22 protein-coding genes are annotated in these 23772 nt (G+C 67.1%); 11 read left to right on the plus strand and 11 right to left on the minus strand.

Features of this window, described 5'->3' with window-relative positions; all coding sequences use genetic code 11:
• Nucleotide 1 precedes the first annotated feature (1 nt).
• Nucleotides 2-931 carry a diacylglycerol/lipid kinase family protein gene (locus ACLKOY_RS02090; protein WP_436452226.1) on the plus strand — a complete coding sequence of 310 codons (930 nt, stop codon included), beginning with the start codon at nucleotides 2-4 and terminating at the stop codon, nucleotides 929-931.
• Here ACLKOY_RS02090 and ACLKOY_RS02095 read toward each other — a convergent pair.
• Entirely contained in the window at nucleotides 918-2072 is a 1155-nt protein-coding gene (locus tag ACLKOY_RS02095) for an AI-2E family transporter (protein WP_436452227.1), read from the minus strand. The genes ACLKOY_RS02090 and ACLKOY_RS02095 overlap by 14 nt on opposite strands.
• Nucleotides 2073-2204: 132 nt before the next feature.
• On the opposite strand from ACLKOY_RS02095, the gene ACLKOY_RS02100 reads away from it, so the two are divergent.
• The gene (locus ACLKOY_RS02100; protein WP_436452228.1) at nucleotides 2205-2705 is read left to right on the plus strand and encodes a GNAT family N-acetyltransferase; all 501 of its coding nucleotides are present in this window, start codon (nucleotides 2205-2207) and stop codon (nucleotides 2703-2705) included.
• Nucleotides 2706-2723: 18 nt separating this feature from the next.
• On the opposite strand, the gene ACLKOY_RS02105 is transcribed toward ACLKOY_RS02100, so the two are convergent.
• Both ACLKOY_RS02105 and glnA read right to left on the minus strand, forming a co-directional pair.
• Nucleotides 2724-2942: a hypothetical protein gene (locus ACLKOY_RS02105; protein ID WP_436452229.1), complete on the minus strand. Its 219-nt coding sequence runs from the start codon at nucleotides 2940-2942 to the stop codon at nucleotides 2724-2726.
• Nucleotides 2943-3074: 132 nt separating this feature from the next.
• The gene (glnA, locus tag ACLKOY_RS02110; protein ID WP_140037208.1) at nucleotides 3075-4499 is read right to left on the minus strand and encodes a type I glutamate--ammonia ligase; all 1425 of its coding nucleotides are present in this window, start codon (nucleotides 4497-4499) and stop codon (nucleotides 3075-3077) included.
• A gap of 160 nt (nucleotides 4500-4659) precedes the next feature.
• On the opposite strand from glnA, the gene ACLKOY_RS02115 reads away from it, so the two are divergent.
• Nucleotides 4660-5046: an RDD family protein gene (locus ACLKOY_RS02115; RefSeq protein WP_140038711.1), complete on the plus strand. Its 387-nt coding sequence runs from the start codon at nucleotides 4660-4662 to the stop codon at nucleotides 5044-5046.
• Nucleotides 5047-5052: 6 nt separating this feature from the next.
• On the opposite strand, the gene ACLKOY_RS02120 is transcribed toward ACLKOY_RS02115, so the two are convergent.
• Entirely contained in the window at nucleotides 5053-5532 is a 480-nt protein-coding gene (locus tag ACLKOY_RS02120; RefSeq protein ID WP_436452230.1) for an ATP-dependent zinc protease family protein, read from the minus strand.
• A gap of 26 nt (nucleotides 5533-5558) precedes the next feature.
• Here ACLKOY_RS02120 and ACLKOY_RS02125 point away from each other — a divergent pair, with 26 nt between their 5' ends.
• Nucleotides 5559-6746: a RimK family alpha-L-glutamate ligase gene (locus ACLKOY_RS02125; RefSeq protein WP_363570265.1), complete on the plus strand. Its 1188-nt coding sequence runs from the start codon at nucleotides 5559-5561 to the stop codon at nucleotides 6744-6746.
• Nucleotides 6747-6811: 65 nt separating this feature from the next.
• On the opposite strand, the gene ACLKOY_RS02130 is transcribed toward ACLKOY_RS02125, so the two are convergent.
• On the minus strand, nucleotides 6812-7522 hold the full coding sequence (locus tag ACLKOY_RS02130) for a DUF4191 family protein (protein WP_436452231.1): 711 nt from the start codon (nucleotides 7520-7522) through the stop codon (nucleotides 6812-6814).
• A 161-nt stretch (nucleotides 7523-7683) separates the two neighbouring features.
• Between ACLKOY_RS02130 and ACLKOY_RS02135 the strand changes: the two genes are divergently transcribed.
• Nucleotides 7684-9198 (plus strand): hypothetical protein, encoded by a 1515-nt coding sequence (locus ACLKOY_RS02135; protein WP_436452232.1) that lies wholly within the window; start codon nucleotides 7684-7686, stop codon nucleotides 9196-9198.
• A gap of 8 nt (nucleotides 9199-9206) precedes the next feature.
• Here the strand turns inward: ACLKOY_RS02135 and sucB are convergent, their stop codons facing one another.
• The 3 genes from sucB to ACLKOY_RS02150 all read right to left on the minus strand — a co-directional run bounded on the left by sucB (nucleotide 9207) and on the right by ACLKOY_RS02150 (nucleotide 13907).
• On the minus strand, nucleotides 9207-10988 hold the full coding sequence (gene sucB / locus ACLKOY_RS02140) for a 2-oxoglutarate dehydrogenase, E2 component, dihydrolipoamide succinyltransferase (protein ID WP_436452233.1): 1782 nt from the start codon (nucleotides 10986-10988) through the stop codon (nucleotides 9207-9209).
• A 67-nt stretch (nucleotides 10989-11055) separates the two neighbouring features.
• Nucleotides 11056-12429, minus strand: a complete 1374-nt coding sequence (gene lpdA / locus ACLKOY_RS02145; protein ID WP_436452234.1) for a dihydrolipoyl dehydrogenase — start codon at nucleotides 12427-12429, stop codon at nucleotides 11056-11058.
• 2 nt (nucleotides 12430-12431) lie between these two features.
• Complete coding sequence (locus tag ACLKOY_RS02150; RefSeq protein WP_436452235.1) at nucleotides 12432-13907, minus strand: leucyl aminopeptidase; 1476 nt, start codon at nucleotides 13905-13907, stop codon at nucleotides 12432-12434.
• A 103-nt stretch (nucleotides 13908-14010) separates the two neighbouring features.
• Between ACLKOY_RS02150 and ACLKOY_RS02155 the strand changes: the two genes are divergently transcribed.
• The 3 genes from ACLKOY_RS02155 to ACLKOY_RS02165 all read left to right on the plus strand — a co-directional run bounded on the left by ACLKOY_RS02155 (nucleotide 14011) and on the right by ACLKOY_RS02165 (nucleotide 17044).
• On the plus strand, nucleotides 14011-14952 hold the full coding sequence (locus tag ACLKOY_RS02155; protein ID WP_290160577.1) for a proteasome assembly chaperone family protein: 942 nt from the start codon (nucleotides 14011-14013) through the stop codon (nucleotides 14950-14952).
• A gap of 167 nt (nucleotides 14953-15119) precedes the next feature.
• The gene (locus tag ACLKOY_RS02160) at nucleotides 15120-16352 is read left to right on the plus strand and encodes an RNA polymerase sigma factor (protein WP_042540194.1); all 1233 of its coding nucleotides are present in this window, start codon (nucleotides 15120-15122) and stop codon (nucleotides 16350-16352) included.
• A complete protein-coding gene (locus tag ACLKOY_RS02165; protein WP_363570277.1) occupies nucleotides 16352-17044 on the plus strand; it encodes a coenzyme F420-0:L-glutamate ligase in 693 nt (230 codons plus the stop codon). Before ACLKOY_RS02160 ends, ACLKOY_RS02165 begins: the two co-directional genes overlap by 1 nt.
• A gap of 102 nt (nucleotides 17045-17146) precedes the next feature.
• On the opposite strand, the gene ACLKOY_RS02170 is transcribed toward ACLKOY_RS02165, so the two are convergent.
• Entirely contained in the window at nucleotides 17147-18163 is a 1017-nt protein-coding gene (locus ACLKOY_RS02170; RefSeq protein ID WP_363570279.1) for a sugar-transfer associated ATP-grasp domain-containing protein, read from the minus strand.
• Nucleotides 18164-18242: 79 nt separating this feature from the next.
• Between ACLKOY_RS02170 and ACLKOY_RS02175 the strand changes: the two genes are divergently transcribed.
• Both ACLKOY_RS02175 and ACLKOY_RS02180 read left to right on the plus strand, forming a co-directional pair.
• Nucleotides 18243-18950, plus strand: a complete 708-nt coding sequence (locus tag ACLKOY_RS02175; protein WP_436452236.1) for an alanine racemase — start codon at nucleotides 18243-18245, stop codon at nucleotides 18948-18950.
• Complete coding sequence (locus ACLKOY_RS02180) at nucleotides 18947-19987, plus strand: alanine racemase (RefSeq protein WP_436452237.1); 1041 nt, start codon at nucleotides 18947-18949, stop codon at nucleotides 19985-19987. Before ACLKOY_RS02175 ends, ACLKOY_RS02180 begins: the two co-directional genes overlap by 4 nt.
• A 54-nt stretch (nucleotides 19988-20041) precedes the next feature.
• Here ACLKOY_RS02180 and ACLKOY_RS02185 read toward each other — a convergent pair whose 3' ends face one another.
• Entirely contained in the window at nucleotides 20042-20254 is a 213-nt protein-coding gene (locus ACLKOY_RS02185) for a DUF7455 domain-containing protein (RefSeq protein ID WP_042540282.1), read from the minus strand.
• Nucleotides 20255-20436: 182 nt separating this feature from the next.
• On the opposite strand from ACLKOY_RS02185, the gene ACLKOY_RS02190 reads away from it, so the two are divergent.
• On the plus strand, nucleotides 20437-22539 hold the full coding sequence (locus ACLKOY_RS02190) for a DNA gyrase/topoisomerase IV subunit B (protein WP_436452238.1): 2103 nt from the start codon (nucleotides 20437-20439) through the stop codon (nucleotides 22537-22539).
• A 3-nt stretch (nucleotides 22540-22542) separates the two neighbouring features.
• Here ACLKOY_RS02190 and ACLKOY_RS02195 read toward each other — a convergent pair whose 3' ends face one another.
• The gene (locus ACLKOY_RS02195; RefSeq protein WP_436452239.1) at nucleotides 22543-23760 is read right to left on the minus strand and encodes a glycosyltransferase; all 1218 of its coding nucleotides are present in this window, start codon (nucleotides 23758-23760) and stop codon (nucleotides 22543-22545) included.
• Nucleotides 23761-23772: the final 12 nt, after the last annotated feature.

Below are 23772 nucleotides of genomic sequence, written 5' to 3' on the forward strand. Positions count from 1 at the left end.
CATGACGATCTCGAAGCTCGGTGTGATCTGGAACCCCTCCAAGGTTGACGGGGATTCGCTACGCGAAGCCGTTGCCGCGACCTTCGTCTCCGACGGCGTCGAGACGCCCGTCGAGTGGTGGGAGACCAGCATCGAGGACCCGGGTCGCGGCATGGCCGCTGAGGCCGTGGACGCAGGCTGCGACGTGGTGGTCGCGGTCGGTGGAGACGGCACCGTCCGGGCAGTCGCGGAATCGTTGGCGGGCACGGACTCCGCGCTCGGCATCGTGCCGCAGGGCACCGGCAACCTGCTCGCTCGCAACCTCGAGATCCCCTTGAACGACATCCCCGCCGCGCTGGCGCGGGTCCGCGACGGCGAGCCGCAGCGGATCGACATGGGCTGGGTCGACCACGACGGCACCGAGCATGCCTTCGTGGTGATGGTCGGCTTCGGCATCGACGCGCAGATGCTGGTGGAGACCGACGAGGACCTGAAGAACCGGGCCGGATGGATCGCCTACGTAGAAGCGATGGGGCGTGCCCTCGCCGGCACCGAGATGACCGACATCACTCTCACGCTCGACGATCAGGAGCCGCAGGGGCTTCGCGGTCATACGATGCTGATCGGCAACTGCGGCATGGTGCAGGGCGGCATCCGTCTCCTGCCCGACGCGGTGCTCGATGACGGGCTGCTCGACATGCTGCTCGTGAGCGCCGATGGGCCCCTGCAGTGGCTCGACACGGTCCGCGCCTTCGTCTGGGAGAACGGCATCCGTCGCATGATGGGCAACGTCGACACCGCTGTGAGCACCGACTCCACGACCCACATCTCAGCTGAACGCATTCGGGTCGAGCTCGCGTCACCGCAGACGTTCGAGATCGATGGCGAAGAGGTCGGAGCGGTCTCCGGCTTCACCGTGCGGGTTCAGCCCGCAGCCCTCACCGTTCGCTGAGAGTGCCCGGCGGGACCACCTTGCTGTCCTGCGTCGGGAAGACGACCTTCTGCACGATGATGATCACGCTGGCCGCGACCGGGATCGCGACAAGCGCGCCCAGGATCCCGCCGAGCGCGCCGCCGGCGATCGCCGCGATCACGACGAGGGAACCGGGAACGGCAACCGCCTTGTTCATGATCCGCGGCGAGAGCACGTAGGCCTCGATCTGCATGTAGACGAGGTAGTAGCCGAACGCGATGAGCGCGGTGATCGGGCTCGCGATGAGGCAGATCAGCGAGTTGATGATCGATGCGCTCAGGGTTCCGACGAGCGGGATCAATGAACCGATGAAGGCGAGCAGCGCGAGCAGCGCAGGCACCGGTGCCCCGATGATGCTCAGCACGATCAGGCTCAGGATGCCGTTGATCAGAGCGAGGCTCGCCTGTCCCATCACGTAACGACCGACGGCGCCCGAGACGTCCTCGAGGAGTCCTCCGAAGGTCTCGCGCTGGTACGAGGGGACGAACCGCACCGCGACGCGCTTCATGCTGCGCAGCGAGGCCATGAAGTACAGGGTCAGGATGAGCACGATCGTGATACCGGTGAATCCGCCGGCGATGCCGGCGCCGACCGCGAAGACGCCGCCGCTGATGTTCAGGATGTTGCCCGGATCCTGAATGAAGCTCAGCACGCCCTGTGCCGCGTCGTCGAAGGCGGAGCCGAACTGCTCGCTCACGTCCTTGAACCAGGCGCTGGCCATGAAGTCCTCGACCATCTGGGGGCCGTCCTGGATCAGATTGGTCACCTGTTCGACGAGGAGCGGGACGATCGCGAGGATGATTCCGGCGAAGGCCAGGATCACGACGGAGACCACGATCGCGACTGCGGCCGGTCGGGGGAGCCTGCGCTCGATGAACGACACGATCGGGTCGAGGCCGAGGGCCAGGAAGAGCGCGACTCCGATGTAGACCAGCACGGTCGCGAGCTGATTGATGATTCCGCCCAGCAGCAGTGCGACCAGCACGCCGAGCGCACCGAGCAGGCCGAACATGAAGGGGTTGATCCGGGCGATCGCTGCCGCCGCGGTCTTGGGCTGAGCCGGGGGAGTCTCGGTCGTGTGGACCTTCTTCGGCTGCAGCCTGTCGTTCTTGCGGCGCATGATGGCCCCTCGCTTGTGTTCGTTCGGACCCCTCAGTTGACCAGTCGGTGCGGGGGAAAGCAAGCACGACACGGTCACGCTCGTTGTGGTGTATAGCGGGTGGATGTCGGATGCCTGTGCGATGGTTCACGCATGGATGCGCTGACACTCAGACCCTGGTCCGCGGGTGATCTCGAGCTGCTGCGTCTGGCGAACACTCCGGAGATGACGGCCCATCTGAACGGCGTCGAGAGCGAGCAGCAGCTGCTGGACCGCCATGCCCGCTACCTGCGACTGTGGGAGACGGGAGAGGCCAGGATGTTCGTCATCGAAGACGCTGAGGGAGCGCCCCTAGGATCGATCGGCTTCTGGAACGTCGAGTGGCGTGGCGAGCCTGCGTGGGAGACGGGGTGGTTCGTTCTTCCGGTGGCGCAGGGGAGAGGCGTGGCATCTCGAGCTCTCGGTCTGCTGCTCGACGATGCGCGCGACCGCCGCTCCGGGCGGAGGTTTCTGACGGCATTCCCGTCCGCCGAGAACGCGGGCTCGAACGGCGTCTGTCGACGCGCCGGATTCGAGATGGTCGGCACCGTCACCGATGAGTTCCGTGGTGCGGCCCTGACGATGAACGAGTGGGTCTTCGACCTCACCGACTGAGTGCGCGCAGGCCGTGCCCTACTCGGACTTCTCGGCCTTCCGCGACGACTCGAAGCCTGCGCCCAACGCGACACCCAACGCGAGGCCCAACGCAGCCCCCGCGCCGATGTTTTCGAACAGCAGCATCCCTGCACCCGCACCGATCGGCAGACCCATCGCGATCCCGAGCGCGATGCCGAGACCCGGCTTCTTCATGGAGTTCTCGGCCGGCTCGGAGTTCTCGTCTGATTCGGTCATGTTCAGGACGATACCCACGCGATCGATCGCCCACATCCCCCGCACGACGGATACGGTACAGGCTGCGGCGACGCGGGAAGACGAAAACGCCCCCGAGCCGCAGCTCGGGGGCGTTCTCAGTGGGTCTTCGGATCAGACTCCGAAGTACAGCTCGTACTCGAACGGGTGCGGGCGCTGAGCCATCGGCAGGATCTCGTTCTCGTACTTGTACGAGATCCAGGTCTCGATGAGCTCCTCGGTGAACACGCCGCCCTCGAGGAGGAACTGGTGGTCGGCCTTCAGCGCCTCGAGCGAGTCCAGCAGGGAGTTCGGAACCTGGGGGATGTTCTTGGCCTCCTCAGGAGGAAGCTCGTAGAGGTCCTTGTCGACGGGCTCGTGCGGCTCGATGCGGTTCTTGATGCCGTCGAGTCCGGCCATGAGCTGCGCGGCGAACGCGAGGTACGGGTTGCCCGAGGCATCCGGTGCGCGGAACTCGATGCGCTTGGCCTTCGGGTTGGAGCCCGTGATCGGGATGCGGATGGCAGCCGAGCGGTTTCCGGCCGAGTAGACCAGGTTGACCGGCGCCTCGAAGCCCTTGACCAGACGGTGGTAGCTGTTCAGGGTCGGGTTGGTGAACGCGAGCACAGCCGGAGCGTGCGCGAGCAGACCGCCGATGTACCAGCGAGCGATGTCGCTGAGCTGGCCGTAGCCGGCCTCGTCGTAGAACAGCGGCTTGCCGTCGTTCCACAGCGACTGGTGCGTGTGCATTCCCGAGCCGTTGTCGCCGTAGAGGGGCTTCGGCATGAAGGTGGCGACCTTGCCCCACTCTTCGGCGGTGTTCTTGACGATGTACTTGAACTTCAGGATGTCGTCCGCCGAGTGCACCATGGTGTCGAAGCGGTAGTTGATCTCCTGCTGGCCGGCGGTGCCGACCTCGTGGTGCGAGCGCTCGAGGATGAACCCGGCGTCGATCAGCTTGAGGGTGATGTCGTCGCGCAGGTCAGCGGTCTTGTCGACCGGGCTGACGGGGAAGTAGCCGCCCTTGTACGGGGTCTTGTTGGCGAGGTTCCCGCCCTCTTCCTCACGACCGGTGTTCCACGCGGCCTCTTCGGAGTCGACCTTGTAGAAGCTCTCGCCGGCGGTGACCGAGTAGCGCACGTCGTCGAAGATGTAGAACTCGGCCTCGGGGGCGAAGACAGCGGTGTCGGCGATGCCGGTCGACGCGAGGTACTTCTCGGCCTTCTTGGCGACCTGACGCGGGTCCTTCGAGTAGATCTCACCCGTGCGCGGGTTGTAGATGTCGAACACCATGACCAGGGTGCTCGCCTCGCGGAAGGGATCGACGTAGGCCGTGGTCACGTCCGGGATGAGCTGCATGTCGGACTCGTGGATGCTGGCGAAGCCACGGATCGAGGAGCCGTCGAACAGCTGGCCGTTGACGAAGAAGTCCTCGTCGACAGTGGACGCCGGGATGTTGAAGTGCTGCTGGACACCAGGGAGATCAGTGAATCGGATGTCAAGGAACTTGACGTCGTTCTCCTTGATGTAGGTCAGCACCTCGGACGAATCTTTGAACATGTACGACTCCTGGATTGCGGATCGATGGCTTCACGGCCATTGTGCACAGTACGTGCGGGGCGTTACCCCACGGTATCCGCTTTGTTTCCGGCATGTTACGCGCCGGTAGGCTGGATACGTGACGGATGCTGTGAACACGTACCCCGGAGAACGACTCGGAATGCCGCAGACGGGGACGGGCAGCATCGCCCGCCCTGGACGGCGGATCGGGGCTCTCCTCATCGACTATGTTGCTGCGACGATCATCGCCACGGGCTTTCTCGGGTACGACCAGTTCGCATTGCCCGGGGAGGCGGGCCTGACGATGTTCGCGCCGATGGCCGTGTTCGCTCTGCTGCAGATCCTGTTCATCCCGACGGCGGGCGGCAGCCCCGGACACCGCATCCTCGGCATGCGCGTCGTGCGGCTCGGCGGCGGCTGGGTGGGGGTGTGGCGACCGATCGTGCGCACGCTGCTCATCGTCGTCGTCATCCCGGCGGTCATCTGGGATGCCGACCAGCGCGGCATTCACGACAAGGTGACCGGGCTGGTTCTCATCCGCGCCTGACGCGGATCACTCCTTGCCGCGGTTGCGGCGTCTCGCCTCGCGCGGTGCGCGACCGCCGAGGAACGAGCGCGCGGGGTCGACGACATAGCCCTGCCGCAGTGCCTCGCGTCCGATCAGCATCCGGAAACCCATCTCATCGCGGTTGCTCAGCGTCACCTCCGCGAGCACCTCTCGGTCATGCAGACGAATGAGCATCTCGACGACGAGTCGCTGCTGCGCGTGGCCCGAAGAGCTGCGCACGGCGCGGCGGTCGTGCACGGGGGATTCGACGATCACGGCGTCCTCCTGGCTGTCCTGCCAGGGCTTCACCCGGAACCGAACCCACGACACGCCGTCTCGCTCGAACTCCTGGATCTGAAATGCGTGCAGCGAAGAGGTCCGGGCACCCGTGTCGATCTTGGCTTTGAGCCAGTCCACGCCGAGATCGGGCAGGCTCACCCATTCTCGCCACCCGATAAGGGTGTTTGAATGGGATGACTTACTCACCCGACCATCCTGGCAGGAAAACCCCCGTGAAGATCGCAGTGCTCTCCCGCGCGCCGCAGGCGTACTCGACCCAAAGGCTGCGCGCCGCCGCGCTCCAGCGAGGTCACAACGTCAAGGTGCTCAACACGCTGCGATTCGCGATCGATCTCACGGCCGATGAGCCGGACCTGCACTACCGCGGTCGGCAGCTCAGCGACTATGACGCGATCCTGCCCCGTATCGGCAACTCGATCACCTACTTCGGCACTGCGGTGGTCCGACAGTTCGAGCAGATGGACGTGTACACGCCGAACACGGCGAACGGGATCTCGAGTGCGCGCGACAAGCTCCGCGCGAATCAGATCCTCTCGCGCCACAACATCGCCATGCCGCCCACGGCCTTCGTGCGCAATCGCGCGGACGTCCGGCCGGCGATCGAGAGGGTCGGCGGCGCTCCCGTCGTCATCAAGCTCCTCGAGGGCACGCAGGGTATCGGCGTGATCCTCGCACCGCAGGTGAAGGTGGCAGAGGCGATCATCGAGACCCTCCACTCCACCAACCAGAACGTGCTCATCCAGAAATTCATCTCCGAGAGCCGCGGACGCGACATCCGCGCCCTCGTGGTGGGCGACCGCGTGGTGGCGGCGATGCGGCGTTCGGCAGCCGGCGACGAGTTCCGCTCGAACGTGCACCGCGGCGGCTCCGTCGAAGCCGTCGAGCTCGACCCCATCTACGAACGCGCGGCCGTTCGCTCGGCTCAGATCATGGGCCTTCGTGTCGCCGGAGTCGACATGCTCGAGGGAGACGACGGCCCGCTGGTCATGGAGGTCAACTCCTCGCCGGGACTCCAGGGCATCGAGACGGCCACCAAGCTCGACGTCGCCGGAGCGATCATCGACTACATCGCAGGGCAGGTGGCGTTCCCCGAGATCGATGTGCGCCAGCGCTTGACGGTCTCGACAGGGTATGGCGTCGCCGAGCTGATGGTGCACGGCGCGGTCGACCTCGTCGGCAAGACGCTCGGTGAGGCCGGGCTCTGGGAGCGCGACATCACAGTGCTCACGCTGCACCGCGGTGTTTCGGTCATCCCGAACCCGCGCAAACACGTCGTGCTCGAGGCCGATGATCGGCTGTTCTGCTTCGGCAAGCTCGACGAGATGCGATCGATGGTGCCCGAGCGTCGTCGCCGCCGCGCCAAGGTCCGCCGCCTCCCGCGTCAGCCGCTCTCGGAGTGAGACGACGAAGCGCGGCCGCCTCTCGCAAGAGGTGCGGCCGCGCTTCGTCGTATGCGGGCGTCAGATCAACGCGGGCGCTGTGCCCTCACCTTGGTGGGGTCGATGCCCTTCGGGATCGGCAGCGAGGAGATCGACTGCGACACCGACTCGATGCGTCGGATGACAGCGCCCATGGTGGCCTTGTCGATGACCTTCGGAAGCTTCTTGATCGTCTTGGCGAGGTCGGCGATGGCGACGTCGTCATCTCCGTGGCCGACGTAGAGCACGGTGACAGGCACGCCGTGCGCGACGCGGGCGGCCTTGCTGCGCTCGTCGTTGACGAGGCGGGTCAGGCGTCCGCGTGAGCCCTCTCCGACGACGACCACGCCGCCGCGTCCGACCGTGCGATAGACGGCGTCCTGCGTCTTGGGGTTGATTCCCACGGGGGTCTCGGAACCCTGCCAGTTACGCCCGAGGCTGGTGCTGAGCACGTGGCCCGTGGCACCGGGCATCCCGTCGATCTTCTGGTACATCGCAGAGGTCGACATACGCGTCATCAGGAACATCGCGCCGAGCAGACCGAGCATCAGGCCCGAGATGCCCCAGAGGATGAGGGTCCACACCTGGAACGGCGGGATGAGGTAGCCGACGATGAGGCCGACGAGCACGCCGATGACCAGCAGCGCGATCTGGGCCCAGGGCAGCCAGGGGTAGATCTCCCTCGTGAACTTGAAGAGGGACTTGATCTGGGAGAAGAACCCCGGACGCTTCTCGGGCGCGGACGTGCGGTTTGCCATGTGCATAAGAATACCGACTCCGCGCGGCGCTCATGGCGTCGTTCGCGTCAGGCGGATTCCGGGTGCTCATCTTTCTCTGCACAGGTCGCCGAATCCCTCGGATGCGTCCACATCGCGCCTCCCGTCCACAATCGATCTGTGCGATGCGCTGACATGGGGTGATGGCAGACACAGAAGCGCGACCACGCGGGACGACGCTCGTGCCCGGTGTGCATCGGGTGATCAGGAGGATCGACGCCGGCGAAGGACCGTATGCGGGCACGCTTGTCACCCGAGGCGGGTCGGTGGCGGTGCAGGTCGACGCTGAGGCGATCAGCGGCTGGGCAGCGTGGGAGCACGCCGGCGATGATCACGTCGCGGCGCCGCTCGACATCGTGCGGCGATCCGACGGGCACGACGTGCTTCTGCCGTGGTGCACCGAGCGGGTCTCGTCGTTCGTCGGCCGCCGGGCCGCAGCCGACGCCGCGCTCACCTCCGGAGAGACGACGACTCTCGTTGCGAGCATTCTGCGCGGTCTGGGCGAACTCACGAGAGCCGAGGGGCAGGAGGAGACAGGCGAGTGGTGGCTCACGGACGACGGGCGACCGACGTTCGTGATCGGCGCGGGCGAGACTGCACGAGCGGCGGCCGCGGGTCTCGTGGCTCGGCTGCGGAGTGACTGCGCGGATCGCGCACTCACTCGCCTGCTCGTCGTGGTCGAGGAGGGGCTGGGTGCAGAGACCGCGAGACCGGGGATGCCGGTGCGGCAGCTCGAGAAGTGGGAGGCTGAGCTGTTCGACACAGCGGCTCCGAAACCGCTGAGACGGGACGTGCATGCGCCGGAGCTGGCGAGGGATGCTGATGCGGCGAGCCGCGCGGTCGTCGTACGGCCCGACGCGCGGAGTCGGCTGCGAAGCCGGGCGTCGCTTCCGCGAGAGGCCAGCAGACTCGGCGCGTTGTCGTCGCGCATCGGCACAGCGCTCGTGGATCGCCTCTACGCCTGGCGAGCCGCGCTCGACCGCCGGATCTCGCGCCGAACCGGGCGCGGCCCTGACGGGGGATCCGTCCATCGGGGGAAGGCGGCAGATGGGGGCGCCGCCCCGGACGGCCGCGTCGCCGCGAGACGTGGTCGGCGAACGATCGTCGCTGCGGCGGCTGCGGCCGTGGTGCTCGCAGGCGGACTTCTCTGGCCCGGCGGAGCGACGGGGGAGCCTGGCGGGGGAGGTGCCACCGCCGTCCCGAAGAGCACTCCCCGCGCGACGGATGTCGACCCCGTCTCCGCCGATCCGTCGCCCACCCCCTCACCACCTTCAGCAGAGCCGGATGCGGCGCAGGATCCGGTGACGCCGGAGCGATCGCCGCGCGACGGAGCCGGCGTCTTGCAACCCGTCGAGGCGGCACGGATGCTCATCAGCGCGATCAGCAACTGCGGCGCGAACGGCGACAAGGTCTGCGAGGGTGCTGTTGCTCAGGGGTCTGTCGGCGTCGTGGACGCGCTGAGCGGCGGCAGCGAGGGAGCGCTGCAGGTCGAACCGGTGGATGAGTACGGAGATGTCGCTGTGATCCGGGTGTCCACGGCGCAGGGCGACGGCGATGAGGCGGCGTCCGATGACGGGGAGAGGATGGTCGTGCTCGTCCGGGTGGCAGAGAAATGGCTGGTCCGCGACGTGTACGACGTCGCGGACCAGCCAGGATGATGCTGAGGTCAGGCTCCGAGCTGAGCGGCGAACTGCGCCGCCTCGAGGCGGGCCTTCACTGCGCCGAGGAAGCGGGCGGCGTCAGCTCCGTCGATGATGCGGTGGTCGTACGAGAGCGCGAGGTACACGTACGAGCGGACGGCGATGGCATCCGCGCCGCCGACCTTGACCAGACCGGGGCGCTTGACGACCGTTCCGGTGCCGAGGATGGCCGACTGCGGAAGGAACACGACCGGAGTGTCGAACAGCGCGCCACGCGAACCAGTGTTGGTCAGCGTGAACGTGCCGCCGGCGAGCTCGTCGGGCTTCAGCTTGTTGTCGCGCGTACGTGCCGCGAGGTCAGCGATCTCGTGCGCGATCTCGGCGATGTTCTTCGACGCAGCGTCGCGCAGCACCGGCGTGAGCAGGCCACGCTCGGTGTCGACCGCGATCGACACGTTCTCGGACTCCGGGTAGACGATGTTCTCTCCGTCGACCGTGGCGTTCACGATCGGGAACGCGCGCAGCGCCTCCGCGGCGGCCAGAGCGAAGAACGGCAGGAACGACAGCTTGTCGCCGGTCTTCTCGAGGAACGAGCCCTTGACGCTGTCGCGGTACTCCGCAAGAGCGGTCACATCGACCTCGACGACCGTCGTGAGCTGAGCCGTCTGCTGCATCGACTCGACGGCGCGCTTGGCGAGAACCTTGCGCAGGCGCGACATCGGCTGGGTGGTGCCGCGCAGCGGCGAGACCTCGAGCGGAGCGGGGGCAGCAGGAGCTGCGGCCGCAACCGGTGCGGACGATGCGCTCTCGGCAGCCTTGAGGACGTCCTCCTTGCGGATGCGTCCTCCGACACCGGTGCCGGTGACGCTGGCGAGGTCTACACCCTGCTGCGAAGCCAGACGGCGCACGAGCGGGGTCACATACAGGTTGTCACTCTCAGTGGGGAGAGAGAGCTTCTGCTCGGCCGGAGCCGGAGCCGGAGCCGGAGCAGCCGCGGCGCCGCCGGTGGCCTGCTCGGGAGCAGCCTGTGCGGGGGCCGCCACAGGCGCCTCAGCAGCAGGTCGCTCTGCGGGCTTGTCGACGGGTGCCTCCGAGACCGATTCCTTCGCCTCGGGCGCCTCGGCGGCAGCCGGCTGCGCGGCAGGAGCCGGTGCCTCTGGGGCGGGAGCGGTCGGAGCGGCACCGGAGCCGACGCGAGCGAGCACAGCGCCCACCTCGACGGTCTCGTCTTCGCCTGCGACGATCTCCTGCAGCACACCGGCGACAGGAGACGGGATCTCGGTGTCGACCTTGTCGGTCGAGATCTCGAGCAGAGCCTCGTCGACCTCGACGGTGTCGCCGATCTGCTTGAGCCAGCGCGTGACGGTGCCTTCGGTGACGCTCTCGCCGAGCTCGGGGAGAACGATGTCGGTGGCGTCGCCGGCAGGTGCGGCTGCGGGAGCTGCCTCGGCAGCAGCGGGCGCGGCGGCTTCAGGCTCAGCAGGAGCCTCAGCCTGCGGCGCGGCCTCAGCGGCCTCCTCCGCAGCGGGGGCGGCGGCCGCAGGAGCGTCCTCTGCCGGAGCAGCTGCGCTGCCGTCGCCGATGCGCGCGAGCAGCGCGCCGACCTCGATGGTCTCGTCCTCGGCGACGAGGATCTCCTCGATGACACCGGTGACAGGCGAGGGGATCTCGGTGTCGACCTTGTCGGTCGAGATCTCGAGCAGGCCCTCATCCGCCTGAACAGTGTCTCCCACCTGCTTGAGCCAGCGGGTGACGGTGCCCTCTGTGACGCTCTCGCCGAGAGGGGGGAGGACGACGGATGTGCTCATGACTGAGTCTCCTTCAAGAAGTTAAATGACGCGTGTCTAGCTTAGTGAACTGTTCACCGGTTGGTGTTCAGAGGGCGTGCAGCGGCTTTCCCGCGAGGGCGAGGAAGGCTTCTCCGAGTGCCTCGCTCTGCGTGGGATGCGCGTGGATCAGGGGGGCGATGTCCTCGGGGTGGGCTTCCCACGCGACGGCCAGCTGGCCTTCGGTGATGAGCTCGCCCACGCGATCGCCCAGCAGGTGGACGCCGATGACGGGGCCGTCCTTGAGCCGAACGACCTTCACGAGCCCGCCGGTGCCGATGATCTCGCTCTTGCCGTTTCCGGCGAGGTTGTACTCGTATGCCACCACGGCGTCCGTGCCGTGTTCTGCGACGGCGGCTTCTTCCGTGACGCCGACGGAGGCGACCTCTGGGCTCGAGTAGGTGACCTTCGGGATCTGGATGTCGGGGACGTTCACCGGTGAGAGCCCTGCGATGCGTTCTGCGACCGCGATGCCCTGCTGGAATCCGCGGTGCGCGAGCTGCAGTCCGGGAGTGATGTCGCCCACTGCCCACAATCCGGGTACGCCGGTCCGGAGGTCCTGATCGACCGTGACGAAGCCGCGGTCGAGCGTCACGCCCGCCTCTTCGAAGCCGAGGTCGGCCGTGACGGGTCCGCGACCGACGGCGACGAGCAGGTAGTCCGCAGTGAACTCCTTGCCGTCCTCGAGCGTGACGGTGACGGAGCTGTCGTCCTGAGTCGCGCTCTGGTAGCGGATGCCGAGGGAGTACTGGATTCCGCGGCGGCGGAACGCCCGCTCGAGCCCCTTGCTCATGGCGATGTCCTCATTCGGGACGAGGTGGGGCAGCGCCTCGATGATGGTGACCTCGGTGCCGAACGACCGCCACACACTGGCGAACTCCACGCCGATCACACCACCGCCGAGCACCAGCACGCGCTCGGGGATCACGTCGAGCGACAGCGCCTGCTCGCTCGTGAGGATGCGGCCGCCGATCTCGAGTCCGGGGAGAGTACGACTGTAGGAGCCGGTGGCGAGCACCACATCTGCGCCGACGTACACGTCGTCGCCCACGCTCACCGAGCGGTCGGCGTTGAGGCGGCCGAAGCCGGAGACGGTGGTGATGCCTCGGGCCTTCACCAACCCCTCGAGACCCTTGTACTTCTTCGCGACGATTCCCTCGCGGTAAGCCCGGACGCCTGCCGGATCGATGCTGTTCAGGGTGGCCGAGATGCCGACATGCGCAGCATCCCGCACGTGCTCAGCGACCTCTGCCGCGTGCAGCAGCGCCTTCGTCGGGATGCAGCCGCGGTGCAGGCACGTGCCGCCGACCTTGTCCTTCTCGATGAGGGCGACGGACTTGCCGAGCTCGCTCGCACGCAGGGCTGCGGCGTACCCGCCGCTGCCTCCGCCCAGGACGACGATGTCGAAGGTGTGCGTGGTCATGGTCATGCCTCCTTGTGGGATGCTTCGGCGAACGCGATGATCGATCGGACCATCGCTCCTGTGGGGCCCTTGTCGGTGAAGCCGTACGGCGCACCGTTGTGCTCGCCGGAACCGGCGATGTCGAGATGCACCCAGGGGATGCGGGGCGCGTCCTTCTCGTCGGAGACGCGGCCGATGAATCGGCGCAGGAACAGCCCGGCGTACGAGGCTCCGCCCATGCGATCGCTCATGTTGGCGTTCTGCATGTCGGCGATGGGGGAGTCGAGCGAGTCCTCCATGTAGGCCGGGAGCGGCATGTGCCACGCCAGTTCGTCGGCTGCGTCGGTCGCCGCGAGGAACTCTGCGACCGCGTCGTCGTCACCGAACACGCCGGTGTGGCGGTGGCCCAGGGCCATCACGATCGCCCCGGTGAGGGTCGCGACGTCGATGATGACGTCGGGGTTCTCGCGGCTCGCGGCCACGAGGCCGTCGGCCATGACCAGGCGGCCCTCGGCATCCGTGTTCGGCACCTCGACGGTCGTGCCGTCGAGGATGCGGATCACGTCGCCCGGGCGCAGCGCTCGCCCTGAAGGCATGTTGTCGGTGATGCAGAGCCACGCGGTGACGTGCACGGGCAGGCCGAGCGCGGCGATCGCTCGTACGGCGGCGGCGCTCGTCGCGGCGCCCGCCATGTCGAACTTCATGCCCACCATCGAGGCGGCCGGCTTGAGCGAGAGCCCGCCTGTGTCGAACGTGATGCCCTTGCCGACGAGGGCGATGTGGCGTGTGGCGTTCGCAGGTGCGTAGTCGAGTCGCACGAGGCGTGGCGGCCTGTCGGAGCCCTGCGCGACGCCGAGGATGCCGCCGAAGCCCTGCTCTGCGAGCGCGTCCTCGTCGAGGATCTCGACGGTGACGTCGGCCAGGCCCGCGACGCTGTCTGCCGCGCTCTGGGCGAGCTGGGCGGGACTCTGCCATTCGGCGGGGACGAATACGAGGTCCTTGATCAGGGCAACGGCTTCGCCGACGGCGATCGACTTCGAGATGGCGGCGTCATCGAGGTCTGCGTGCAGCAGCACCGACGATGCACGGCTCTTGCCCGGTTCTCTGCGGTAGCCGTCGAAGCGGTATCCGCCGAGCACTGCGCCCTCTGCGGCGGCGGCTGCGAAGTCTTCGAGACCCGGAGTCAGCGCCACGGACACCGTCTCGAACCCGGTCAACGAGCGGAGCGCCGTACCGACTGCATTGCGCACGGCCTGGGCGTCCGGGGCGCGCCCGACGCCGACGACGGCGAACGGCAGTGTCGTGACCTCGGGTGCGTAGGCACGGGTGAAGGCTGATGACGAACCCGTGAAGCCGATGCCCTGCAGCGATTCGGCGAGACCGGGATAGCCGTTCAGTGACTCCGTGGAGTCCGAGATCTCGGGGATGACGAGCACTGCGGCGTCTGCAGCGCTTCCGGGGAAATGATCTGAGGTGCGCGAGAGCGCGGGAAGCGTCATGACTCCATCCTAGGTTGGTCGCGCGCCTGGTCGCCGAGCGGGTGTTCGCTCTCAGCTTGAAGGTCACCGCCCGGCCGTCCGACGCTGCTCGTAGCATTGACTCATGCCCTTCTCCGGAGAGATCCATGAACGTGTAGCGAACGCGCCGGTCGTGCCGCGCGGACTGCCCCTTGTCCTGCTCCTCACGGGTTTCACCGACGCGGGCAACGCGGTCTCGGGGCTCATCGAGCACCTTCGAGAGACGACTTCTCCTCAGCCCGTCGCGGTCTTCGACAACGACGTGCTGCTCGACTACCGTGCGCGTCGCCCGGTGATCTCGTTCGATCAGGATCACCTGACCGAGTTCCGCCCCGCACGGCTCGAGCTGTCGCTCGCGACAGATGCGCTCGGCCAGAAGTTCCTTCTCCTCGCCGGCTACGAGCCGGACTTCGCATGGAACGAGTTCGCACGCACCGTGCTCGACCTCGCCGATGAGTTCGAGGTGTCCGGTCTCAACTGGGTGCACTCGATCGCGATGCCTGTTCCGCACACCCGCCCCATCGGCACGACGGTGAGCGGAAACAGACGTGAGCTCACGGTGGCGCACTCGGTCTGGCGTCCGCGCACTCAGGTGCCGGCGACCGCGGGCCACCTCCTCGAGTTCCGTTTCGCCGAGCATGGCGATCGCGTCGTCGGCTTCGTCCTGCTGGTCCCGCACTATCTCGCCGAGACCGAGAACCCTGATGCCGTGATTGCAGCTGCCGAGAAGCTGATGGCGGCGACCGGCCTGGTGATCCTGCTCGACGAGGTGCAGGAACGCCGAGAGGACTACCTCACCCGCGTCGACGAGCAGGTGCTCGGCAACGACGAGCTGCAGCAGATGGTACAGGGGCTCGAGCGCCGTTACGACGCATACATGGCTGGTCGTGACCCCGAGGACGGGTCGTACGACGAGGGGGGTTTCAGCGAGCGCGACCTGCCGAGCGCTGACGAACTGGCCGCCGAGCTCGAGCGGTATCTCGCCTCACGTCCCAGTGGCGACGAGGACAAGCCGGGTCGGGGCTGACACCGAAGGCGCGAACTTCGGCGGATTGCACCTGCATGCCCACACGTGTGCGATACTAGGAGTCTGACCCGTTGTCAATCGATCTTTCCGGAGATCGGACTTGACAAGGGTCTTACTAGTGTCCGAAATGCTCCGGGGCCTGCGAGCGGCCCCGTGAAAGGCGAAACGTGACTCCTGCCACGACGAAGAAGACCCGGACGAAGAAGACCGCCGACGCTCCTGAGGTCGACGCTCCCGTCGAGGAGGCGGCCGAGAAGCCGGCCCCCAAGACGGCTGCGCAGCGGGCCGCCGCCAAGCGCGCGCCTGCGAAGAAGAAGAAGGCCGAAGACATCGTCGAAGACGACGAGACTCCTCCCGCCGCAGAGCCCGACGAGGACGACGAGGACTCGAAGCCGAAGTTCACCGAGCCTCTGCCGACCGGCGCCATCGTCATCTCGTCGAACGACGACGAAGACGTGCCCGTCTACTCGACGCAGATCACCGGCGCGACCGCCGACCCTGTCAAGGACTACCTGAAGCAGATCGGAAAGGTCGCCCTGCTGAACGCGGCCGAAGAGGTCGAGCTCGCGATGCGCATCGAGGCCGGACTGTTCGCCGAGGAGAAGCTCTCCACGATGACTGCGGCCGAGAAGGCCAGCCAGCTCGGACTCGACCTGCAGTGGGTCGCCCGTGACGGCCAGCGCGCGAAGAGCCACCTGCTCGGTGCGAACCTGCGTCTCGTCGTCTCTCTCGCCAAGCGGTACACCGGTCGCGGCATGCAGTTCCTGGATCTGATCCAGGAGGGCAACCTCGGTCTGATCCGCGCGGTCGAGAAGTTCGACTACACCAAGGGCTTCAAGTTCTCGACGTACGCCACCTGGTGGATCCGTCAGGCGATCACCCGCGCCATGGCCGATCAGGCCCGCACCATCCGCATTCCGGTGCACATGGTCGAGGTCATCAACAAGCTGGCCCGCGTGCAGCGCCAGATGCTGCAGGACCTGGGTCGCGAGCCCACGCCTGAAGAGCTCAGCCGCGAACTCGACATGACGCCCGAGAAGGTCGTCGAGGTGCAGAAGTACGGCCGCGAGCCCATCTCGCTGCACACGCCGCTCGGCGAAGACGGCGACAGCGAGTTCGGTGACCTCATCGAGGACACCGAGGCCGTGGTCCCTGCCGACGCCGTGGGCTTCACGATGCTGCAGCGTCAGCTCGAGCAGCTGCTCGACTCGCTGTCCGAGCGCGAGGCCGGTGTCATCCGGATGCGCTTCGGACTCGGTGACGGTCAGCCCAAGACCCTCGATCAGATCGGTGACACGTTCGGCGTGACGCGTGAGCGCATCCGTCAGATCGAGTCGAAGACGATGGCGAAGCTCCGCCACCCGAGCCGCTCGCAGTCGCTGCGGGACTACCTCGAGTGATGCAGGCGAACGAGGGCAAAGCGCTCGAGGCGAGCGTCGACGGCAAGAGCTACGCGCGCATCCCGCTGCGGACGCGCGTGGTCATGCCGAACGATGATCTCGACTCGGTCGTCATGGAGTACGCGAAGGATGCGGTGCAGCCGGGCGACCTGCTGTTCGTGACCGAGAAGATCGTCGCGATCACGCAGGGCCGGTCGTACCGACTCGATGAGATCTCGCCGCGCCCTCTCGCGCGCTTCCTCTCGCGATACGTCGTCCGCACCTCCTACGGCATCGGTCTCGGAATGCCCGAGACCATGGAGATGGCACTGCGCGAGTGCGGCACGCTGCGGATCCTGTTCGCCGCGGGCGTCTCGGTCATCACCAAAGCCTTCGGCCGTCGCGGAGACTTCTATCGCATCGCCGGCGACAAGGCGCGTGCGATCGACGGTCCGACCAAGAACACGATCCCGCCGTACAACCAGGCGGTCGTGCTCGGCCCGAAGGACCCCCGCGGCGTCGCGGAGCGCCTGAAGAAGATGCTCGGCGGAAACCTCGAAGTGGCCGTCGTCGACATCAACGACATCGGCGGCAACATCCTCGGTTCGACGCTCGACAAGGCGGGCGAGCGTCGGCTCGTCGAGATCCTCGGCGACAACCCGCTCGGACAGGCGACGCAGTCGACCCCGATGGGTATCGTTCGCGAGGTCTGACCCTCCACCCGTCGACAGGCTCAGGGACTCGGGTTCAGGGACCCAGACAGCAAGAAGGCCCGGATGCTCGGCATCCGGGCCTTCTTCGTGTCTTGCGCGGGGTCAGAAGCCGATCGCGGCCTGGTAGCGCGGCTTGTGTCCGGTGCGGATCCCGGTGACGCTCGGCTTGTTCTCGTACACGCCTGCACCCCAGTTGCCCTCGACCAGAACGGGACCGTCGGGGGTGACGACGACATCCCAGCCGACGTACTGGATCTGCGGCACGACGCGAGCGACCTGATCCACGAACTCGCGGACCTCATCCATCATGGGCAGCTGGAAATCGGCGATCGGGAAGCCGGAGTCCGGGTGCGTGACGTGTACGTGGCCGTGCGAGTCGTACCCGGAGCCGACAGAGTGACCGTTCTCGTCGAGCATCGTGTAGAAGCCGCCGAAGCTCATCTGGTCGCTCACCGCACCGCGCCCGAACTTCTGCGCCATCGCGAGGATGTGCGTCTTCTCGCCGTCGAAGAAGGCGGTGATGCGCGTGGTGTTGACGGTGCCGGGGCAGACGGCTGCGAGGTCGGCGTGCTGGCGGATGACCTCTTCGACGAGCACCTGCTTCTTCGAGAGGAGCTCGGCGTGGAACGCATCCCAATCGGTGACGTCGGCGGCGTGGTAGCGGTGCACACCGGTGCCGGCCTGGCCGTGGGTCTCCTTGACGACGATCGTGCCCTGGCGCTCGGTGAAGTCGCGCAGTTCGTCTGCGTTGCCGTCGGTGATGAGCATCCACTCGCGCTTGAGGAAGGCGTCGAACACGGCGTTGAACTCCGCCTTGTCATGGAAGAGGTGACGGTAGTCCGGGTGGTCGTACTTCTGGGAGATCTCGTTCGACACCGGGTGGGTCATGAACGTGTCGCGCTCCGCCCTGTTGAGGATCGCGAAGTCGTAGTCGATGTAGTCCTGGAACCCGACGTTGTGACGGCCGGCAGACCACAGCATGTCGACGACCACGAGCGGCACGGCCTTGCCATGCTGGGACGACGCCTCTTTGGCCCTCTCGATGACCGAGGCGACGTCGATGCGGCGGGCACGCGCCAGCAGATAGCGGACGCGGGGCGCGAGGGAAAAGCGTGACATGGATCTCCAAGGTCGGGGTCGCCTCCAGTCTACGGTGGGTGCGCAGGGCATCCTGAGAAGGCGGAGCTAGGCTGGAAACGTGTGTGAGAAGACATCGAGCTCCCGTCCGCGCGCGATGATCTCGCGGTCGGCGCTGGCCGCCGCATCGGCTGCAGCGGTCGATGCCGGGGGCACCGTGGCCGACCTTCGCCGGGATGCGTGGGGACACGGCCTGCTCGCTGTCGCGCACGCCGTCGTCGCGGCCGGCGCGTCTGCCGTGCGGGTGGACTGCACGGCAGAGGTGGAGGCGCTGGCGTTGGAGGGGATCGACGCGGTGACGGACGGCGCTGCCGACATCGATCCGTCCCTGCTCTACGGACTGCCTGACTCTGACGGAACGCTGCGGACGAGGCCGGTGATGCGTCTGGTGGGTCGGGTGCTCTCAACTAAGCCGCTCGCAGCCGGAGACGCGGTCTCGTACGGCTATACGCATCGAGCTGCGCGCGATACGACCGCCGCACTGGTGACCGGCGGATACGCGCAGGGGATCGTTCGTGCTCTGGGCAATGCCGCCCATGTCGAGATCGAGGGAGTGCAGCGTCCGATCATCGGGCGTGTCGCGATGGACGTCTGCGTGATCGATCTGCAGGGGTCGGCCGGAGTCGCCCCCGGAGCCGACGCCACGTACTTCGGAGGACACGGACCTGCCGCTCCCGGCCTCGCCAGGTGGGAGGCGGTGACAGGGCTCACGATCGCCGAACTTGTCACCGTCGCGGGCTTCCATGCGGAGCGGGGGTGGGAGGCATGAGCCGTCCGGAGCTGCGCGTCGACACAGACCGTTTCAGATCGAACATCCGCGCAGTGCGCGATCGCATCGATCCGTCGGAGCTCATGATCGTGCTGAAGGACGACGCCTACGGCCACGGTCTGCGCTGGGCCGTGGAGGCCGCGAAGGGAAGGGGCGTCGAGTGGTACGGCGCGTACGACGTCCGCAGCGGAGTCGAGACCAGGCGCGTGCTGGGCGACACCGGACGGATCTTCGCCTGGGCCACCTCGACCGATGACGAGGTCGACGAGGCGCTGCGCGCACGCATCGACCTGGGAGTCGGATCGGCGGAGTACCTGGCGCGCATCACGGCCGTGGCGGAGCGATTGGGAGTGCGGGCGCGGATCCACCTGAAGATCGATACCGGGCTGCATCGCAACGGTCTGCTGCCGGATGAGTGGGACCGCGCCATCGACGACGTGCGCGCAGGTGAGGCCGCAGGGCATCTGCAGCTCGTGGGCATCTGGAGCCATCTCGCCGAGGCGAGCGATGGCGAGGACGACGAGGCTCAGGGTGTGTTCCTCGATGCTGTGCGAGTGGCGGAGCAGTCGGGCACGACTCCCGAGGCACTGCACCTGACGGCATCCGCCGCCTCATGGTGGCGTCCTGAGCTTCGCGGCTCGGTGTCACGGATCGGAGCGTTCTGCTACGGCGTCCGCTCGGCTGATGGCCCTGACCTCGCGGGGGTGACACCGGTGGCGGAGCTCACCGCGACGGTCGTCGACATCGTCGACGGGAACGCCGTGGTGGGCATCGGCGCATTCGACGGCATTCCGTCGACGCTGGCAGGGGCCCGAGTCGGCACGCCCGCGGGGGCTTGCGAACTTCTACGCATCGACTCGACGACTTCGGTGGTCGAGGGGTGGCCCGGCATGCAGCTCGATGACTCGGTCTGGATCTTCGGTGCAGGCGAGCACGGCGAGTCGAGCGCGACAAGCCTCGCCGAGCGCATCGACACCGTCGGCGAGGAGATCCTGACCCGCCTCACCGCTCGCGTCCGACGGGTGAGCACGCCTTAACGAAAGCGGAGCCCGTCAGATGACGGGCTCCGAGGCGGATCGAACCGCAGCTGATCAGTCGATCAGGCGAGCGGTCTCGTCGTGCCAGCTCGTTGCGATGCTGCGGAGCTTCTCTTCGTACTTGCGCCCGTGGTGTGCGCAGAAGAGGAGCTCGGAGCCGTTAACCTCGGCGGCGATGTAGGCCTGAGCACCACACGAATCACAGCGATCCATGGCGGTCAGGCGGAACTCGACGGCGGAGGTCTCACGTTCGGTCGTTGCGTTCATCATGGTGCCTCCTTGAGTGTCGGGTTCGCTGGTTGGGCGTGTTCAATACAACCACGCTGACGCTGTACGCATGCCCGGTTTGCGGCGTGTTTCGCTCAGCGCGTACGCACAGCACCCGTCCTGGGCGTTCGCGGGGAGTGTCTGCGGCTCGATCAGGGGCATCGCGAATAGACTCGGAGATTGTGACCGCCGAGTATTCCGCCCATCATCTCCAGGTGCTCGAAGGGCTCGAGGCCGTCCGCAAGCGTCCCGGTATGTACATCGGTTCGAACGGATCGCCGGGCCTGATGCACTGCCTCTGGGAGATCATCGACAACGCCGTCGACGAGGCCGTCGCGGGCAACGGCTCGAAGATCGACATCATCCTGCACGAGGACGGCAGCGTCGAGGTGCACGACCGTGGCCGAGGCATCCCCGTCGACGTCGAGCCTCGCACCGGCCTCACCGGCGTCGAGGTCGTCTTCACGAAGCTGCATGCCGGCGGCAAGTTCGGCGGCGGGTCGTACGCGGCATCCGGCGGTCTGCACGGTGTCGGCGCGTCTGTGGTCAACGCACTCTCCGAGCGACTCGACGTCGAGGTCGACCGAGGCGGCAAGACCTACGCCATGTCGTTCCACCGCGGCGAGCCAGGACTCTTCGCCGACAAGGGGGAGAAGCGGCCGGACGCCCCGTTCACGCCGTTCCAGGACAAGAGCGAGCTGCGCGTGGTCGGCAAGGCCCCCCGAGGTACGAGCGGCACCCGCATCCGCTACTGGGCGGACCACCAGATCTTCACCAAGGACGCCGCGTTCCAGCTCAACGACCTGGTGACCCGTGCGCGTCAGACGGCCTTCCTCGTGCCGGGACTGGAGCTCGTGATCCGCGATGAGCGCGCGGCCAACGGCTCCGAGGTCGAGGGGCAGCCCACCGAGACCTCCTACCGCTACGACGGAGGCATCTCGGAGTTCGTCGAATACCTCGCGAACGATGCACCCGTCACCGACACCTGGCGCATCCAGGGTGAAGGAACCTTCAAGGAGACCGTTCCGGTTCTGCAGGCCGACGGTCACATGATCGCGACCGAGGTCGAGCGGGTCTGCGCTGTCGACATCGCGATGCGGTGGGGCACCGGCTACGACACGACGACCCGTTCGTTCGTGAACATCATCGCCACGCCCAAGGGCGGCACGCACAACCAGGGCTTCGAGCAGGAGCTGCTCAAGGTGCTCAGGGCTCAGGTCGATCAGAACGCGCGCCGGCTGAAGGTCGGCAGCAACGACAAGCTCGAGAAGGACGACGTCCTCGCCGGGCTCACCGCGGTGCTCACCGTGAACGTTCCCGAGCCGCAGTTCGAGGGCCAGACGAAGGAGATCCTCGGCACACCGGCTGTGCGTCAGATCGTCGCGCAGGTGCTTCGCAAGGACCTCGCTGCCCGGTTCAGCTCGACCAAGCGCGACGACAAGAGCCAGGCGACGCAGCTGCTCGACAAGGTCGTCGCCGAGATGAAGGCTCGAGTCTCTGCTCGAGCCCACAAAGAGACCCAGCGGCGCAAGAACGCCCTCGAGTCGTCGACACTGCCGACCAAGCTGGTCGACTGCCGCACCAACGAGGTCGAGCGCAGTGAGCTGTTCATCGTCGAGGGCGACTCTGCTCTCGGCACCGCCAAGAACGCGCGCAACAGCGAGTTCCAGGCGCTGCTGCCGATCCGCGGCAAGATCCTCAACGTGCAGAAGGCGTCGGTGGGCGACATGCTCTCGAACGCCGAGTGTGCCTCGATCATCCAGGTGATCGGCGCGGGCTCCGGGCGCAGCTTCGACATCGACGCTGCACGGTACGGCAAGGTGATCCTGATGAGCGACGCCGATGTCGACGGCGCGCACATCCGCACGCTGCTGCTCACGCTCTTCTACCGGTACATGCGTCCGCTCATCGAGCACGGTCGTGTGTTCGCCGCTGTGCCCCCGCTGCACCGTGTGATCGTGATGAATCCGGGTTCCAAGCCCAACGAGACGATCTACACGTACAGCGAGCAGGAGATGCACGCGCTGCTCGCAAAGCTCCGCAAGTCGGGCAAGCGGTGGCACGAGCCGATCCAGCGCTACAAGGGGCTCGGTGAGATGGATGCGGAGCAGCTCGCCAACACCACGATGGAGCGTGGCGGACGCCTGCTGCGCCGCGTGCGCATGGAGGATGCCGAGGCCGCCGGTCGGGTGTTCGAGCTGCTGATGGGCAACGAGGTCGCACCCCGTCGCGAGTTCATCATCGACTCGTCCGACCGTCTGTCGCGCGAGTCGATCGACGCCTGATCGTCAGCGCTGCGGAGCCAGAGCGGCTCGGTAGACGTCCAGCAGTGCGTCGCGGTGTGTGTCCTGAGCGACTCTCTCGCGATGAGCGATCGCCGCTGCGCTCATCCGTGTGATCCGTGCCGGATCGTCGCGCAACTCTCGGATCGCGGCCGCCAGGCCCTCGGCATCCGGTGTGCGGGTGATGACACCGCCGCCGTCGGGCAGCATCTCGACGAGGTCGGGATCAGTGACGATCACCGGCAGACCGGCGGCGATCCCCTCGAGGATCACCATCGGCTGGTTGTCGAAGTCGTGAGAACTCGACACCAGGACGTGAGCGTCCCGCATCGCCTCGAGCACGCGTGACTGGGCGACGCCGCCGTGCACCGTGAGTCGGCCGGGCGGCATGCCGGCCGATGCCGCGGCGACGCGACGTCTGGCCACACCGTCGCCGAACATCTCGGCTCGGATGCCGGAGATCTGCTTCACCGCGTCGACGAAGACCTCAGGACGCTTCTCGGGGGAGAGCCTGCCGCACCACACGACACGAAGCGGCTCTCCGGGGTCGAGGGTGCGCGGCGGGGGAGTGCCGACCTTGTCGAGCACCGTCGCCTCCAGACCGTTCGAGAGCACGGTGAGCGGCGTTCGCACACCCTGAGCCGACAGCTTCGCCGCGAAGTGGGCTGAGGGCACGATGACCTGATCGGCGTGGTTCGCCTGGCTGACCATGAGTCGCCACATGCGCCGTGCCGCTGGCGTCTTCGCGTAGGGCGCGTTGCCGTCGACAGTCACGCCGTCGTGGCTCAGGCGGCGGCGGTGCATGCCGGCAAGCAGCGCCGTGGTGATCGAGGGCAGCGGCAGCACGGAGCGGGTGTAGACGTCGATGCGCCCGTGCATGGTCTGCACCACCGGCAGGCCCAGAGTGTCCGCCGCCTGGAAACCGCCCAGCGCCGCGAACATCTCGGTGTGCACGTGGACGAGCTCGACGCCGCGCGAGCGCAGGCCGTCGGTGAGCGCCGTCGCGACCGCTGCGGGGGGCCAGGCGAACGGGTACCCGTCAGGCGCGAAGCCACGAGCGGTCGGAAGGCGCACGACGTGCGGGTCATCGCCGGACTCGGCCAGGGGCGCGAACACGAAGACCTCGTGTCCGGCATGCTCGAGTGCCTCTCGGTGCGCCTTGATGACGGTCTGCACGCCGCCGAGCGTGGGCAGGTAGTAGTCGGTGACCATGGCGATGCGCACTCGACCACAATA

Origin of the sequence: Microbacterium sp. K2, assembly GCF_051365005.1 — a bacterium.
GTDB lineage: Bacteria > Actinomycetota > Actinomycetes > Actinomycetales > Microbacteriaceae > Microbacterium > Microbacterium foliorum_B.